Raw genomic sequence first — 14,675 nt, 5'->3', positions numbered from 1 at the left:
ATGGACACCTACGACTACATCATCACCGGCGGCGGCTCGGCCGGCTGCGTGCTGGCCAACCGCCTCAGCGCCGACCCGTCGGTCAAGGTGCTGTTGCTCGAGGCCGGCGGCTCCGACTGGCACCCGTTGTTCCATTGGCCGGCAGGCTTCGCGAAGATGACCAAGGGCATCGGCTCGTGGGGTTGGCAGACCGTGCCGCAGAAGCACCTGAAGAACCGCGTGCTGCGCTTCACCCAGGCCAAGGTGATCGGAGGCGGCTCCTCGATCAACGCCCAGCTCTACACACGCGGCGTGCCGGCCGACTACGACGAGTGGGCCAGCGCGGCGGGCGCGAACGGCTGGTCGTACCGCGACGTGCTGCCGTACTTCAAGCGCTCCGAGAACAACCAGCGCTTCGCCAACGAATACCACGCCTATGGCGGCCCGCTCGGCGTGTCGAACCCGATCAGCCCGCTGCCGATCTGCGAGGCCTTCTTCCAGGCCGGGCAGGAGCTGGGCATTCCGTTCAACGCCGACTTCAACGGTGCCCAGCAGGAAGGTCTGGGCTACTACCAGCTCACCCAGCTGAACGCACGCCGTTCGTCGGCATCGATCGGATTTATCGATCCGGTGCGGGGGCGGCCCAACCTGACCATCAAGCTGCAGTCGCAAGCGCTGCGCGTGATGATCGAGGGCGGCCGGGCCGTCGGCGTGGAGCTCGTCAGCGGAGGCAGCCGCACGCCGAGCGCCGTGCGTGCCAGCCGCGAGGTGATCGTGTCGTCGGGTGCGATCGGCTCGCCGAAGCTGCTGATGCAGTCGGGCATCGGGCCGGCCGGGCACCTGCGTTCGGTCGGCGTCGACGTCGTGCACGACCTCGCCGGCGTCGGCTCGAACCTGCAGGATCACCTGGACCTGTTCGTGATCGCCGAGTGCACCGGCGACCACACCTACGACAAGTACAACAAGCCGCATCATGCCGCCTGGGCCGGCATCCAGTACCTGCTGTTGAAGAAGGGCCCGGTGGCGTCCAGCCTGTTCGAGACCGGCGGCTTCTGGTACGCCGATCGCGCGAACGGGGCGCGCTCGCCCGACATCCAGTTCCACCTTGGCCTCGGCTCGGGCATCGAGGCCGGCATGGCCAAGCTGCGCAACGCCGGCGTGACCCTGAACACCGCCTACCTGCGGCCAAAGTCACGCGGCAGCGTGCGCCTGGCCGGTCGCGACCCGGCGGCGGCACCGCTGCTCGACCCGAACTACTGGTCCGACCCGCACGACCGCGAGATGGCCATCAAGGGACTGCGCCTGGCGCGCGAGATCATGAGCCAGCCGGCGCTGAAGCGCTACGTGCAGAACGAGGTGCTGCCCGGCCCGAGGCTGAACACCGACGCCGAGCTGTTCGACTACGCCTGCGCCAACGCCAAGACCGACCACCATCCGGTCGGCACCTGTCGCATGGGCCCGGCGAGCGACCCGGACAGCGTCGTGACGCCCGACCTGCGCCTGATCGGCCTCGACGGCCTGCGCGTCGTCGACGCCTCGGTGATGCCCTTCGTTCCCTCGTGCAACACCAATGCACCCACCATCATGGTCGCCGAGAAGGCGGCCGACCACATCCTCGGACTGATCCCTTGAGACAGCCGCCAACCGACTGGAGAACACCATGCAGATCCGCCTCCCCCAAGCCGACGGCAGCCTGAAGACCCTGGCGTTGAAGGCCCAGCCGATTCGCCCGCAAGCGCAGCAGCCCGTGCCGTTCAACCGCACCGTGTACGCCGCCGCCCACGTGGTGATCGATCCGTTCGCCACCGCCGATCCGTGGGATGCTTCACCGGTCGTCGACTGGCAAGCCACGCTGGCCTTTCGCGAGCATCTGTACAAGCTGGGCTTCAAGGTTGCCGAAGCCATGGACACCGCACAGCGGGGCATGGGCGTGGATTGGCCGGTGGCGCGCGAGCTGATACAGCGCAGCCTGCGCCATGCCCGCACGGTGGGCGGCGACCTGGCCTGCGGCGTGGGCACCGACCAGTTGGCGGCAGGACCCGAGGTGACGCTGGCACAGATCGAAGCCGCGTACCGCGAGCAGCTCGGCGTCGTCGAGGCCGAGGGCGGGCGCGTGATCCTGATGGCCAGCCGCGCGCTCGCGAAGGCCGCGAAGGGGCCCGACGACTATCTGGCGCTGTACGGCCGGCTGCTGCGCGACACCTCGAAGCCGGTGGTGCTGCACTGGCTCGGCGAGATGTTCGACCCGGCGCTGCGCGGCTACTGGGGCTCGACCGACCTCGCGAAGGCGCTCGACACCGTGGCCCACCTGATCGCGGACCACGCCGGCAAGGTCGAAGGCATCAAGGTCTCGCTGCTCGACGCCCGGTGGGAACTCGAGCTGCGGCGTCGCCTGCCGGCGGGCGTCAAGATGTACACGGGCGACGACTTCAACTATGCCGAGTTGATGGCCGGCGACGAGAACGGCTATTCGCACGGACTGTTGGGCATCTTCGATCCGATCGCGCCGGTGGCCGCTGCGGCGCTCGGCGAACTTGCGGCGGGACGCACGGAGCGCTTTCGCGAACTGCTATACCCGACAGTGGCGCTGTCGCGCGAGATCTTCCGCGCACCGACGCGCCACTACAAGGCGGGCGTCGTGTTCCTGGCTTGGCTCAATGGACACCAGGATCACTTCTCGATGGCAGCAGGACTGCAGTCGGCGCGCGGCGTGGCGCACTTCGCGAAGGTGTTCGAGCTGGCCGACGCCTGCGGTGTCCTGGCCGATCCGGAACTCGCGGTGCTGCGCATGAAGCGCTACCTGTCGGTGGCATGCGGCATCGACGCCTGAGACAGATGTCCATGGGCACCGAACAGGACATCGAGCGGATGGCCGAGCAGGAGCGGCGCCTGTGCTTCGCCCGCTTCGACAACGCCGCGGCATGGGAACTGGGGATACGGATCAAGGCCTTGTGCGAGTCGCGCAGCCTCGCCTTGGCCATCGAGGTGCGGCTGATGCGCGAAACGGTCTTCTTCTACGCGATGCAGGGCACGAGCCCGGAAAACGCCGACTGGGTTCGGCGCAAGCGTAACACCGTCGAGTTGGCGCAAAGCAGCTCCTATGCTGTGGGGCGCGCTCTTGAGCTGGAAGGGCTCTCGCTGGAGCAGAAGATGGGGTTGCCGCTGCGCGACTATGCCACTCACGGGGGTGGGTTTCCGATCCGGGTGGACGGCATCGGCGCCGTCGGTGCAGTGACCATCTCCGGCGCGCCCCAACGCGAAGACCATGCCATCGTCGTCACGGTGCTGGCCGAACTGTGCGGCATTCCGCTGCGGGAAGTCGCGCTGGATTGAACGGCGCATTGCCCGAGCTGTTCGCGGCTTCGCTTCCGCGCCGCGATCGGTTGGCAGAATGCTCCCATCCTGACATTCGTCGCCTAGAAGGCGCACAGCATGCTTCCCCTCGCCCTGGCCTACTTCCGCGAAGTCGCCCTCAACGGCTCGATCCGTCGCGCGGCGGAGCACCTGTCGATCGCGCCGAGCGCGATCAGCCGCCAGATCGGGAACCTCGAAACGACACTGCAAACCACGCTTTTCGACCGCCGGGCGGGGCGCCTGAAGCTGACCGCCGCGGGTGAACTCGTGCTCGCCTACTCCGAACGCTCCAGCGCCGATTTCGAGACGATGCGGGAGTCGCTGCAGCAGATCACCGGGCTGCAGGCGGGGCAGGTCAAGGTCGGAAGCGTCGAAGGCATGGTGACCTACTTCCTCTCGCGCTACCTCGCAAGCTTCAACAAGCGCTATCCGGGTGTCAATGTGGCCGTGTCGGTCGTCGGCTCGCGCGCAGTGCTCGAGCTGCTGCGTGACGGCGAGCTCGACCTGGCGCTGGCATTCGGCCTGCCGGCGCGCAATCCGTTTCGGGTGCATGCCCGGCTGGACCAGCCGCTGTGCGTCATCGTCGCCGTCGGCCATCCGCTCGCCTCGCGGCGCAGCATCTCGTTCAAGGCGCTTGCGGATCAGCGCGTGGCGCTGCCCGACCACACATTCCAGATCCGCTCGCTGATCGACGGCATCGCACTCAAGACCAAGACGCCGCTTCACCGCACCATCGAGACCAACACCTTGGAGATGGCCAAGGGCGTGGTGCGCAACTCCGAGCTGCTGACCTTCCTGCCGCGCTATGCCGCGCTGCGCGAGATCGCCAACGGCGAGCTCTGCGCCGTGCCGCTGCAGGAGCGCGACCTGGCCCAGACGAGCATCAGCCTGATCACGATGCCGTCGCGCCAGCCGTCCCCGGCGGCGCGCAAGCTGCTGGAGACGTTCAAGGCCGGCATGACGCGCTACGGCGCGACCGCCGGGCGCGGCTAGTCGGTCCACCCGGATGTTCACGCCGGTGTTCGCATTTCGGCAACTCCTTCGTGCCGAAATGAGCCTTCTTCGCGGGAGGCAAGCTGACTAGAGTTGCGCGGAACGGAGGCACTCATTCATGACCCAAGTTGTTGACTTTCAACCCGGCGGCTACCGATACGTCAAGGCGGTGTTCCAGTACTCCGCCGGTGTCGCCGCGCAACCCGGCTTCGCGATCGAGCGGGTGCGCTTCCACCGCCCGCCGGCGCTGACGGACGGCTTCGATGCCATCGCCGCCCACTTGACGGCGCGCGGCCGGCCTCTCGCTGCCCTGTGCGGCTGCGAACTGCGATCGCCGGCGCCGTTCTCCGAGGACGGCTTCGTCGAGTTCAATCGCCACTATGTGCAGACGCTCGAACGCTGGGGCCTGGTCGAAGGCGAAACGAATCCGGTGGCCCGCACCAATGTCTGCCCCGTGCACGAGCCGCCGCCGACGCCTGTGTTCCATGCTTTCTCCTACACCGTGCCGGACGACGGCGATACGTTGCCGAGCTTCGTGGTCGCCGGCGGCGGCGAGGCACCTGAAGGCCATGCGAACTACCGCGACGTCATCGTGCGCCTGGGCGACACCAGCCCGAACGGCCTGCGCGAGAAAGTGCGCTATGTCGTGGCGGAGATGACGCGCCGGCTCGAGGCCCTGGGCTTCTCCTGGCAAGACGCGATCGCGACGCAGGCCTACACCGTGCACGACATCGGACCGCTGATGTGGCAGGAGCTCGTGCAACGGGGCACGGCCCGCGGAGGCGTCACCTGGCAGTTCACGCGCCCGCCGATCGTCGACCTCGAGTACGAGATGGATCTGCGTCGCGTGGCGCGCGAACTCGTGCATGCCTAAGCCATGACGCGACCAAGGCCCCCAATGGCAACGGCAGAGCACTTGGCAGCCGCCCTGTCGGAAGGAAGAACCACCTCGCGTCAACTCGTCGAGGAGGTTCTGGCGCGCATCACGGACTCCTCCGGCGAAGGGCCGCGCGCCTTCACGCAGGTCGATGCCGACGCCGCGCGCCTGATGGCCGACGCGTCGGATGCCATGCGCGACCGCGGTATCGTGCGCTCGCCGGTCGAAGGCCTGCCGGTGTCGGTCAAGGACCTCTTCGATGTCGCTGGGCAGGTCACGCGTGCGGGTTCGGCGCTGCTGGCCGACGCGCCGCCCGCCCAGCAGGATGCCGCAGCCGTCGCGCGACTGCGTGCTGCCGGCGCCATCGTCGTCGGGCGCACCAACATGGTGGAGTTCGCCTTCGGCGGCGTGGGGCTGAATCCGCACACCGGGACGCCGCTCAATCCATGGGACCGCAGCACGGGCCGCGTGCCCGGCGGGTCCTCCTGCGGCGCTGCCGTGGCTCAAGCCGACGGCATGAGCGTCATGTCGCTCGGCTCGGACACGCGCGGGTCGGTGCGGATCCCGGCGGCGCTGTGTGGCGTGGTCGGCTTCAAGCCCACAGCGCGGCGGGTGCCCAGGGACGGCGCCTTCCCCCTGTCGTGGACGCTCGACTCCGTCGGGCCGCTGGCCAATTCCGTCACCTGCTGCGCGACGTACGACGCGATTCTCGCCGGAAGCAGGCCCTCCCCGCTCGTGCCGCTGGAGGTCCGCGGCCTTCGCCTGCTCGTCCCTCAGGGAGGCCTGATGGACGAGCTCGACGACGACGTCGCCCGCGCCTTCGGCAACGCGCTGTCTGCGCTGTCTCAAGCGGGCGCATGCCTCACGACCGCGACGGTGCAACCGTTCGACGCGCAGCAATCCTTCTTCGAAGGCGGCGGCATCGCCGGCGCGGAAGCCTACGTCGTGCACCGTAAGAACCTGGACCGGCTGGACCTCTACGATCCACGGGTTGGCCAGCGCATAGCCCTCGGCGCCCACATCGGCGCAGCCGATCACATCGAACTCATTCGCCTTCGAGCGACGGCCATCGGCCAGTTCGCTGCCGCGGCCGCCCCGTTCGACGCCGTCGTGATGCCGACCGTGGCCTGTATCGCGCCGACGATCGAGGAAGCTGGACGCAGCGACGACGACTACGTGCGCTGGAACATGCGCCTGCTTCGCAACGCCGGCGTCGTCAACTTCCTCGATGGCTGCGCGCTGACGCTCCCCTGCCACGAACACGGGGCTGCGCCAGTCGGGTTCATGGTCTGCGGTCCGACCGGGGCGGATCGCTACGTGTTGGCGGTTGGAGCGGCCATCGAGCGCGCGCTCGGGCCTCGTTGGCCTCTCGCTGGCATGCGGCCCATCCACTGATTTTCAAAGGAGAAATTCAATGACGACATCCTCCAAGCGCATCCTGGCTGCGCTCTGCACCCTGGCTGTATCGTTCGCAATGGCGGGCGCCGGACACGCGCAGAACATCAAGGAGCGCAACTTCAAGCTCGCGTTCGTCAACCAGAAGGAACATCCGCAAGGGATGGGTGCGCAGCGCTTCGCCGAGCTCCTCGAGAAAAAGAGCGGCGGCAAGATGAAGGTCAAGCTCTTTCCCGCGGGCGTGCTCGGCGGCGATGCGGCCATCATTTCCTCGCTGCAGGGCGGCACGGTGGAGCTGACGATGGTCGTGCCCGGATCGCTCTCCGTGGCCATCAAGGACTTCTCGCTGTTCGACCTTCCCTTCCTCTTCAACAACGAAAAGGAGGCCGACTTCGTGCTCGACGGTCCCGTCGGCCGGAAGCTGCTGGACAAGCTGCCTGAGAAGGGCCTGATCGGTCTGACGTACTTCGAACATGGTTTTCGCAACGTCACGAACAGCCGGCGGCCGGTGGCGAAGATGGAGGACCTGCAGGGTCTCAAGCTGCGCGTGATGCAGATCCCGGTGATGATCGAGATGTTCAACTCGCTCGGTGCCAATTCGTCGCCGTTGCCGCTGCCCGAGGTCTACACGGCGCTCGAGCAGAAGGCCGTGGACGGCCAGGAGAATCCGTACTCGCTGGTCGAAGCTTCGAAGTACTACGAGATCCAGAAGTACGGCTCGGACACCAAGCACACCTTCAATCCGATCGTGCTGCTGTTCAGCAAGAAGATCTGGGACCAGCTTTCAGAGGACGAACGCAAACTCCTGATCGATGCGGCCAAGGAAGCTCAGCCCTACCAGCGCCAGGCCAATCGGGAAGTCAATGCCAAGGCTGCCGAGTTCCTGAAGAGCAAAGGCATGACCTTGACGGAATTCCCCGCGCAAGAGCGCGAGAGGCTTCGCGAGAAGCTCAAGCCCGTGACGGAGAAATACGTGAAGCAGATCGATCCGGCGCTCGCACAGGAGTTGTTCTCCGAACTCGGCAAGGCGCGCAGTGCCAAGTAATCGAGTCACCCCTCAACCCCGCCAGGGGAGAGAGATCGTGACGCGTCTGATCGAGGTGTACTGTCGGCTGCTGAACGGCGTGATCGCTCTCTTCCTGGCGATCATGGTCGTCCTGGTCTTCGGCAACGTGGTGCTGCGCTATGGCTTCAACTCCGGCATCACGGTGTCCGAGGAAGTCTCGCGCTGGCTGTTCGTCTGGCTCACATTCCTCGGCGCGATCGTCGCGCTGAAGGAGCATGCCCACCTGGGCACCGACATGCTTGTCTCGCGCCTGCCCGTCGCCGGCAAGAAGGTGTGCCTCGTCATTGGACAGTTGCTGATGCTCTTCATCGCGTGGCTGCTGTTCAAGGGCAGCCTCGAGCAGGCAACGATCAATTGGGAAGTGGCCGCACCGGTCACCGGCATGCCCGTCGCCATCTTCTATGCGTCAGGCATCGTCTTCGCCGTGTCGGCCGCGGTGCTGATCGCACTTGATCTCTGGCGAGTGCTCTCCGGCCAACTGAGCGAGGACGAGCTTGTGATGGTCAAGGAATCCGAAGAGCAAGGAGAACTCGAAACGCTGCAGGCCGAACTGGCGCGAGAGGACGCGGCTCGCCCGATCGCCCATGGGGGTCGGCCATGACAGTCGGCATCTTCATCGGGGCGCTGCTCGGCACGATGGCGCTTGGCATTCCGATCGCCTTCGCCCTCCTTGCCACCGGCGTGGCGCTGATGTGGCACCTTGACCTGTTCGACTCGCAGATCCTGGCCCAGAACGTGATCAACGGCGCCGACAGCTTTCCGCTGCTGGCGGTGCCCTTCTTCATGCTGGCCGGCGAGATCATGAATGTCGGCGGACTGTCGCGGCGAATCGTCGACCTCGCGCTCGCGTTGATCGGCCATGTGAAAGGGGGTCTTGGCTATGTGGCGATCATGGCCGCAGTTCTGCTGTCCGCGTTGTCCGGTTCGGCGGTCGCCGATGCCGCCGCGCTGACTGCGTTGCTGTTACCGATGATGGTGAAAGCCGGGCACGACAAGGCGCGGGCGGGTGGTCTCATCGCGGCCTCCGGGATCATCGGCCCGATCATCCCGCCGAGCATCGGCTTCGTCATCTTCGGCGTTGCGGCCAACGTGTCGATCACCAAGCTGTTCCTGGCCGGCATCTTCCCCGGCTTGTTGATCGGTGCGTCGCTGTGGTTCACCTGGTGGTGGCTCGGCAGGCGCGAGAAGATCGACGTGCCGCCGCGCAAGTCGCGCGCCGAAGTACTGCACGCGTTGCGTGCTTCGACCTGGGCGCTGATGCTGCCGGTGATCATCCTCGTCGGCCTGCGCCTGGGGGTGTTCACGCCGACCGAAGCCGCCGTCGTCGCCGCCGTCTACGCGCTGTTTGTCGCCACCGTCGTCTATCGCGAGCTGAAGCTCAATCAGCTCTACGCCATCTTCGTCACCGCTGCCAAGACCACCTCGGTGATCATGCTGCTCATCGCCGCAGCGATGGTGTCGGCGTGGCTCGTCACGGTGGCCGACCTGCCGAGCAAGGTGATCGGCCTGCTCGAGCCTTTCATGGGCAACCCGACACTGCTGCTGATCGCCATCATGGTGCTCGTGATGGTCGTCGGCACCGCGATGGACATGACCCCGACGATCCTGATCCTGACACCGGTGCTGATGCCGGTGATCAAGGCCGCCGGGATCGACCCGGTGTACTTCGGTGTGCTGTTCATCATCAACAACTCGATCGGGCTCATCACGCCGCCGGTGGGCACCGTGCTCAATGTCGTGGCCGGCGTTGGCCGCATGAAGATCGACGAGGTCACGAAGGGCGTGTGGCCCTTCATGCTGGCCGAGCTGCTGGTGATGCTCCTGATGGTCTTGTTTCCCTCGCTCGTCACCGTGCCCGCCAGATGGTTCGGCGGCTAGCGCGACGCACACTCGCCAATTCCCACAACTACACATCGACGAGATCAACCATGAAGACCTTGCAAAGAATTCTTGCCTCCTTGACGATTTGCCTTTTGGCGATGGCTGCGTCGGCGCAGACGCGGCCCGTGGTGCAGTTCATTGCCACGGGCGGAACCATCGCCATGAAGATCGACCCTGTCACCCGAGGCGTCGTGCCTGCGATCTCGGGCGATGACCTGATGCAGACGGTCCCGGATGCCGGCAAGTACGCAACCATCGAAGTCAACAACTTCTCGAACATGTCGGCCAACTACGTCGAGGCGAAATGGTGGACGCGTCTGACCAACGCCGTCGATGACGCACTCGCGCGTCCCGAGGTCGCCGGCGTCGTCATCGCGCACGGCACCGACACGATGGAGGAAACGGCCTACTGGCTGGACCTGACCGTCAAGTCCGACAAGCCGGTGATCCTGATCGGCGCGCAGCGCAATGCCTCGTCACCCGACTTCGACGGTCCGCGCAACCTGCTCAATGCCATCCGCATAGCCACCACGCCGGAAGCCCGCGGCAAGGGGGTGATGCTGGCGATGAACAATCAGATCAACGCGGCGCGCAGCGTCACCAAGACCCATACCGGTAACGTCGAGACCTTCAAGTCCGGCGATTTCGGCCTTCTCGGCGAGGTGTGGGACGACAAGGTCATCTTCGCTCGCGCACCGCTGCGCCGCCAGCGGATCGAGATCGGCACCGCGGAGATGCCGCGCGTAGAGATCCTGGCCATGTTCGGCGGTGCCGACGGATCGCTGCTGCGCTATGCCGTCGACCAGGGTGCCAAGGGCATCGTGGTGCAGGCGCTCGGCATGGGCAACATGAACGTCTCCATGTTCGAGGCGGTCAAGTACGCCCTTTCGAAGAACGTTCCGGTGGTCGTCGCGACACGCGTGCCCAACGGGCGCACGATGCCGCTCTATGGTTTCGTTGGCGGCGGCAAGACCAGCTACGAGGCCGGTGCGGTGATGGCCGGCGATCTGAGCCCTCAGAAGGCGCGCCTGCTTCTCATGCTCTTGCTGCAACGCGGCACCGGCGGCAAGGCTGAACTTCAAGCGGCATTCGATCGCTAGCGAAATCGGGCTTCGGCTCATCTGCCAGACTCCCGGCACCCCGGGCGGGGACGACGTCAATGAACCTCGGCCAGCCGAATTCCGCTGGCCGAGACCCCGATCTGCTCGCGCAGCCACACCGCCGCGCGATCCTGCTGCGTCCGCTCATGCCACACCAGATAGCAGCTGACCGGCCGAACCGGCGTCGGAACCGCGAACGTCCGAAGATCGAAGCGTGCAGCCATCGCCGTGGCCAGCGTGCTGCCGGTCGTGAATACCAGGTCGGTTTCGGCCAGCATCGACGGGATCAGGCCCAGGTACTGGGTCCTCACGGTGATCCTCAGGCGAAGGCCGGCCTCGGCGAGCAAGGCGTCTATCGCCGCGCCGGCCCCTGGCGCCTGCTCCAGGGATGAAACATGCTCGGCGGCGAGGTAGTTCTGCAAGGTCGGCCGCTGCAGCAGCCGATGACCGCGCCTCACGATGCAGGCGAGGGGCTCGGTCAGCAGATGGACCGCGCGCAACACGCCGGGAATGTCCATGCGGCTCGTGATGGCTGCATCGATCTGGCCTTCGCACAGCCGCTGCACGAAATCGGCGCGGTCGCCGATTGTCTGTATTTCGAGCGTCGATTGTGGTGACTGCGACGTGATCCTGCGCACCAGGTCGGAGAAGAAGCCGGTCGGGAGAAAGTCGTAAGTCGCCAGCCTAAAGTTGCGGCTCGCCTCCGCGGGCGCGAAGTCGGCGCCGCCATCGCATATCAGCACCATGTCGGCAAGAACGCGCTCGACGACGGGCTTCAATGCCTCGGCGCGTGGCGTCAGGATCATCTTGCTGCCGCTTCGGACCAGCAGCTGGTCGCCCGTCAGTTCGCGCAGCATCGCGAGATGCCGGCTCATGGCAGGCTGCACAACGCCAAGCCGTGCGGCAGCGCTCGAAACGCTCTGCACGGTCAGCAAGGCCCGCAACGAGGCGAGCAGGCTGACATTGAGACGCTGGACGGCTTCCGGTCGAGCGCCGGACGTCTCGCTTGCGGGCGGGGGGATGGATTTCATCGGCCTCATCATTTTGAGGGAATACGCAGCAGCTTCTGTTTGCCTCCACCCAAAGGTTTATCGCTTTGGCGCTATGGGCGCATAACAGCGGGATGGATTGCGCCTTCAGATACGCGACCTAGACTCGTCCGTGACCATCAAACACAGGACGCCCATGTCTCCGAGAATCGTCATCGACCAGGCAGGAAGGATCTTTCTGAGCCTGCTCATTTTGATGCTGCCGCTGGCAGCGAGCGCACAGGCCGGCTGGCCGTCGCGGCCCATCACAATCATCGTGCCCTACGCGGCCGGATCGCTTCCCGACGTCTTCGCGCGTGCCGTCGCGAACGAGCTCGGCACGCGGCTGAACAACACCGTCATTGTCGACAACGTCAACGGTGCCGGCGGGGTCCTGGGCACCGAGCGCGTGGCCCGTGCCAAGCCGGACGGCCATACGTTCGTGCTGGGTGTCGAGAGCACGATGCTCATCGCGCAGATGGTCAGGCCGGCCACCGTCCGGTACGACGGGCTGAAGGACTTCACGCCGGTCGCGCTGATGGCATCGTCCCCGCTGGTGCTGGTCGCCAAACCCGAGTTCGCGGCCAACACGCTCGACGACCTGATGGCCTTGTTGCGCGTACAGCCTCGCAGCTACAGCTATGGCACCTCCGGCGTCGGCACCTCGCTTCATCTTGCCGGGGAGATGTTCAACCAGCAGGCGAAGGCTGAGATCGCACATGTGCCCTATTCGGTCAGCACGCAGATCATGACCGACGTCGCCGGCAATCAGCTCGATCTGGCGATGGTCCCCCTCGGCTCGGCCTTGCCTTTCATACGCTCGGGCAAAGTCAAGGCGCTCGGTGTGACCGCGGCTGCACGCAGCAGCCTTCTGCCGGGCGTGTCGGCCATGAGCGAGCTGCCCGCACTCGCGAACATGAACTTCACCGTGTGGTTCGGACTCTTTGCGCCGGCGGGCGTCGACAAGGGCATCGCCACAAGCGTCCACGCGCACCTTGCCGCCATCTTCGGCACGGAGTCGATCCGCCAACGGATCGCCGACTTCGGCATGCAGCCGACCGTGCTCGACCAGGCCGCCTTCACCCGCTTCCTTGCCGGCGAGCGAGCCAAGTTCCAGTCGCTGATCAGCGAGCGCAACATCCGGGCGGAATGACCGACGATGAACGACGCCTACGCCCGATTCTGCGCCGAGCTTCCCAAAGCCGAACTGCATCTGCACATCGAAGGCACGCTGTCGCCGCAGCAAAGGTTGCACCTGGCACGACGAAACGGACTGACGGTGCGCCACGGGTCCATCGCAGAGCTGGAGGCCGCCCGCAATTTCGGGGCAGCCGGCACGCCGCAAGAGGATCTCAAGGAGATGCTCGACTATTACTACGAGGGCATCGAAGTCCTGCGGACCGAGCGGGACTTCTTCGACATCACCTACGACTACCTCCGTCAGTGCCAGGCAGAGAACATCCGCTACGCAGAGATTTCCTTCGACCCGCAGGCGCACACCGCACGCGGCCTGCCCTTTGCTGCGGTGATCGACGGCTTGCACAACGGCCTTGTCGCAGGCGAGGCTGCCTTCGGCGTGCGAGCGCGGCTCGTGATGTGCATCAACCGTGATCGCAGCGTCGAAAGCGCGTTCGAGGCGCTGCGCGCGGCGGCGGCCTACCGCGAGTGGATTGCCGGAGTCGGGCTCGACTCGATCGAACAGGGCAATCCGCCGCTCAAGTTCAAGGCCGTGTTCGATCGAGCACGGGCCCAGGGTTACCGTCTCACGGCACATTGCGACGTCGACCAGCAGGATTCGGTCAGGCACATCTGGCAGTGCATCGACGAACTGGGGGTCGACCGGATCGACCACGGCATCAACTGCATCGAGGACGTCGCCCTGGTCAGCGCCTTGAGGGCGCGAAGGACCTGCCTGACCGCCTGCCCGACCTGGCGGCCGCGTGATGCCGGCCCCCGGCGGGTGGATCGCATGCGCACGATGTTCGACCTGGGTCTGCGGGTGACGATGAACTCCGACGATCCCGGCGTGCTGGCCAGCGGGTCCTTGGGCCATCTGATGCCACATGCGGGCGCGGCAGGATCCTTCACGCCGGCCGAGCTGGCCCGCTTCTCGATCCACGCCTTCGAGGGCGCCTGGCTTCCGTCCGCGGAGAGGGATGCCTACGTACGCGAGGTGACCGACTACCTTCGGAGCGCGGAACGCGGCCTGCAGGCCGGCCAGGCCGCAGGCGCGTCGTGACCCGAATGCTGACCGTCCGTTCCCCGTTCGACGACACGGTCGTCGGCCTGGCGCCGCTCTCGGATGCAGCCGACATCGAGCGTGCCCTGGCCGATGCGAGCGAACTGTTTCGGAATCGGCGCCGCTGGCTGGCCAAGAGCGAACGGGTGGATATCCTGCGCAGGGCGGCTGCCATCATTACCGACCTTGGCCAGTTCCATCTGCAGGCGCTCGGCATTGCGGCCGGCAGCGATGAAGGGGATGCCGCGCTCGGCCAGTTTCCAGGCCGTCAGCTTGCCGGTGTAGCCGCTGGCGCCGTAGACGACGACTTGATAGTTGGTGCTCATGTGAATCTCCTGTGGGTCGGTTTGAGCGAAGACAAGGTCATTGCGTGGTCTCGCCCGAGCCGTCGTCCAGCGCCGCATACAGGCAGCACAGCTGGGCGATCGGACCGTTCGATACCCAGGCGCCGACTTCTGACCCTGGATGACCAGCTCGTCGCCTTCGAGGCGCACGATGCAGTTGGGCTTGCCGTAGCTGGAGCCGGGATGCGCCGCCTGGCGGCCGAAGTCGAGGATGTCGGAGCCATGGTCGGGCTCGGTGATGCCCCAGCAGCCGACGCGGTTCTCGGGGTACTGCTTCAGCAGCTCGTGCCGGCCCATCATGTGCATCACGATCCAGGGCACGGTCGACGCCGCCAGGCAGATGGGCAGGCCACCGTCGCCCCAGCCCAGCTCCTCGAAGGCCGACGACCCATGACTTGTCTCCTTGGTGACGCGAGTCG

14 protein-coding genes are annotated in these 14,675 nt (G+C 66.0%); 12 read left to right on the top strand and 2 right to left on the bottom strand.

Annotated features, from left to right (window positions below; all coding sequences use genetic code 11):
• The 10 genes from GXN78_RS32185 to GXN78_RS32140 all read left to right on the top strand — a co-directional run bounded on the left by GXN78_RS32185 (position 1) and on the right by GXN78_RS32140 (position 10,645).
• Positions 1–1,611 (top strand): GMC family oxidoreductase N-terminal domain-containing protein, encoded by a 1,611-nt coding sequence (locus tag GXN78_RS32185; protein ID WP_106554480.1) that lies wholly within the window; start codon positions 1–3, stop codon positions 1,609–1,611.
• 28 nt (positions 1,612–1,639) lie between these two features.
• Entirely contained in the window at positions 1,640–2,809 is a 1,170-nt protein-coding gene (locus GXN78_RS32180) for a dihydrodipicolinate synthase family protein (protein WP_106554481.1), read from the top strand.
• A gap of 11 nt (positions 2,810–2,820) precedes the next feature.
• The gene (locus GXN78_RS32175; RefSeq protein WP_181360477.1) at positions 2,821–3,312 is read left to right on the top strand and encodes a heme-degrading domain-containing protein; all 492 of its coding nucleotides are present in this window, start codon (positions 2,821–2,823) and stop codon (positions 3,310–3,312) included.
• Positions 3,313–3,411: 99 nt separating this feature from the next.
• Positions 3,412–4,326, top strand: coding sequence for a LysR family transcriptional regulator (locus tag GXN78_RS32170; RefSeq protein WP_106554483.1), 915 nt, complete (start codon positions 3,412–3,414; stop codon positions 4,324–4,326).
• Between the two features lie 118 nt (positions 4,327–4,444).
• Complete coding sequence (locus GXN78_RS32165) at positions 4,445–5,200, top strand: hypothetical protein (RefSeq protein ID WP_106554484.1); 756 nt, start codon at positions 4,445–4,447, stop codon at positions 5,198–5,200.
• A gap of 3 nt (positions 5,201–5,203) precedes the next feature.
• Positions 5,204–6,598: an amidase gene (locus GXN78_RS32160; RefSeq protein WP_106554485.1), complete on the top strand. Its 1,395-nt coding sequence runs from the start codon at positions 5,204–5,206 to the stop codon at positions 6,596–6,598.
• Positions 6,599–6,617: 19 nt separating this feature from the next.
• On the top strand, positions 6,618–7,643 hold the full coding sequence (locus GXN78_RS32155) for a TRAP transporter substrate-binding protein (RefSeq protein ID WP_106554486.1): 1,026 nt from the start codon (positions 6,618–6,620) through the stop codon (positions 7,641–7,643).
• 37 nt (positions 7,644–7,680) lie between these two features.
• A complete protein-coding gene (locus GXN78_RS32150) occupies positions 7,681–8,265 on the top strand; it encodes a TRAP transporter small permease (protein WP_106554487.1) in 585 nt (194 codons plus the stop codon).
• Positions 8,262–9,542: a TRAP transporter large permease subunit gene (locus tag GXN78_RS32145; protein ID WP_106554488.1), complete on the top strand. Its 1,281-nt coding sequence runs from the start codon at positions 8,262–8,264 to the stop codon at positions 9,540–9,542. The genes GXN78_RS32150 and GXN78_RS32145 overlap by 4 nt, the downstream gene beginning before the upstream one ends.
• A 50-nt stretch (positions 9,543–9,592) precedes the next feature.
• On the top strand, positions 9,593–10,645 hold the full coding sequence (locus tag GXN78_RS32140) for an asparaginase (RefSeq protein WP_106554489.1): 1,053 nt from the start codon (positions 9,593–9,595) through the stop codon (positions 10,643–10,645).
• A 56-nt stretch (positions 10,646–10,701) separates the two neighbouring features.
• Here GXN78_RS32140 and GXN78_RS32135 read toward each other — a convergent pair whose 3' ends face one another.
• Positions 10,702–11,676, bottom strand: coding sequence for a LysR family transcriptional regulator (locus tag GXN78_RS32135; RefSeq protein ID WP_164256039.1), 975 nt, complete (start codon positions 11,674–11,676; stop codon positions 10,702–10,704).
• Positions 11,677–11,830: 154 nt separating this feature from the next.
• Here GXN78_RS32135 and GXN78_RS32130 point away from each other — a divergent pair, with 154 nt between their 5' ends.
• The gene (locus GXN78_RS32130; protein WP_106554491.1) at positions 11,831–12,826 is read left to right on the top strand and encodes a tripartite tricarboxylate transporter substrate binding protein; all 996 of its coding nucleotides are present in this window, start codon (positions 11,831–11,833) and stop codon (positions 12,824–12,826) included.
• 6 nt (positions 12,827–12,832) lie between these two features.
• Positions 12,833–13,912 carry an adenosine deaminase gene (add, locus tag GXN78_RS32125; protein WP_106554492.1) on the top strand — a complete coding sequence of 360 codons (1,080 nt, stop codon included), beginning with the start codon at positions 12,833–12,835 and terminating at the stop codon, positions 13,910–13,912.
• Here the strand turns inward: add and GXN78_RS41605 are convergent.
• Positions 13,855–14,577: a hypothetical protein gene (locus GXN78_RS41605; protein ID WP_239142976.1), complete on the bottom strand. Its 723-nt coding sequence runs from the start codon at positions 14,575–14,577 to the stop codon at positions 13,855–13,857. The two genes, add and GXN78_RS41605, sit on opposite strands and share 58 nt — an antisense overlap.
• Positions 14,578–14,675 lie beyond the last annotated feature (98 nt).

It is taken from the genome of Variovorax sp. WS11 (assembly GCF_010499245.1).
Classification (GTDB): Bacteria; Pseudomonadota; Gammaproteobacteria; order Burkholderiales; family Burkholderiaceae_C; genus Variovorax.
Note: the sequence above shows the minus strand (reverse complement) of the source record. Positions and strands in the feature narration are given on the sequence as shown.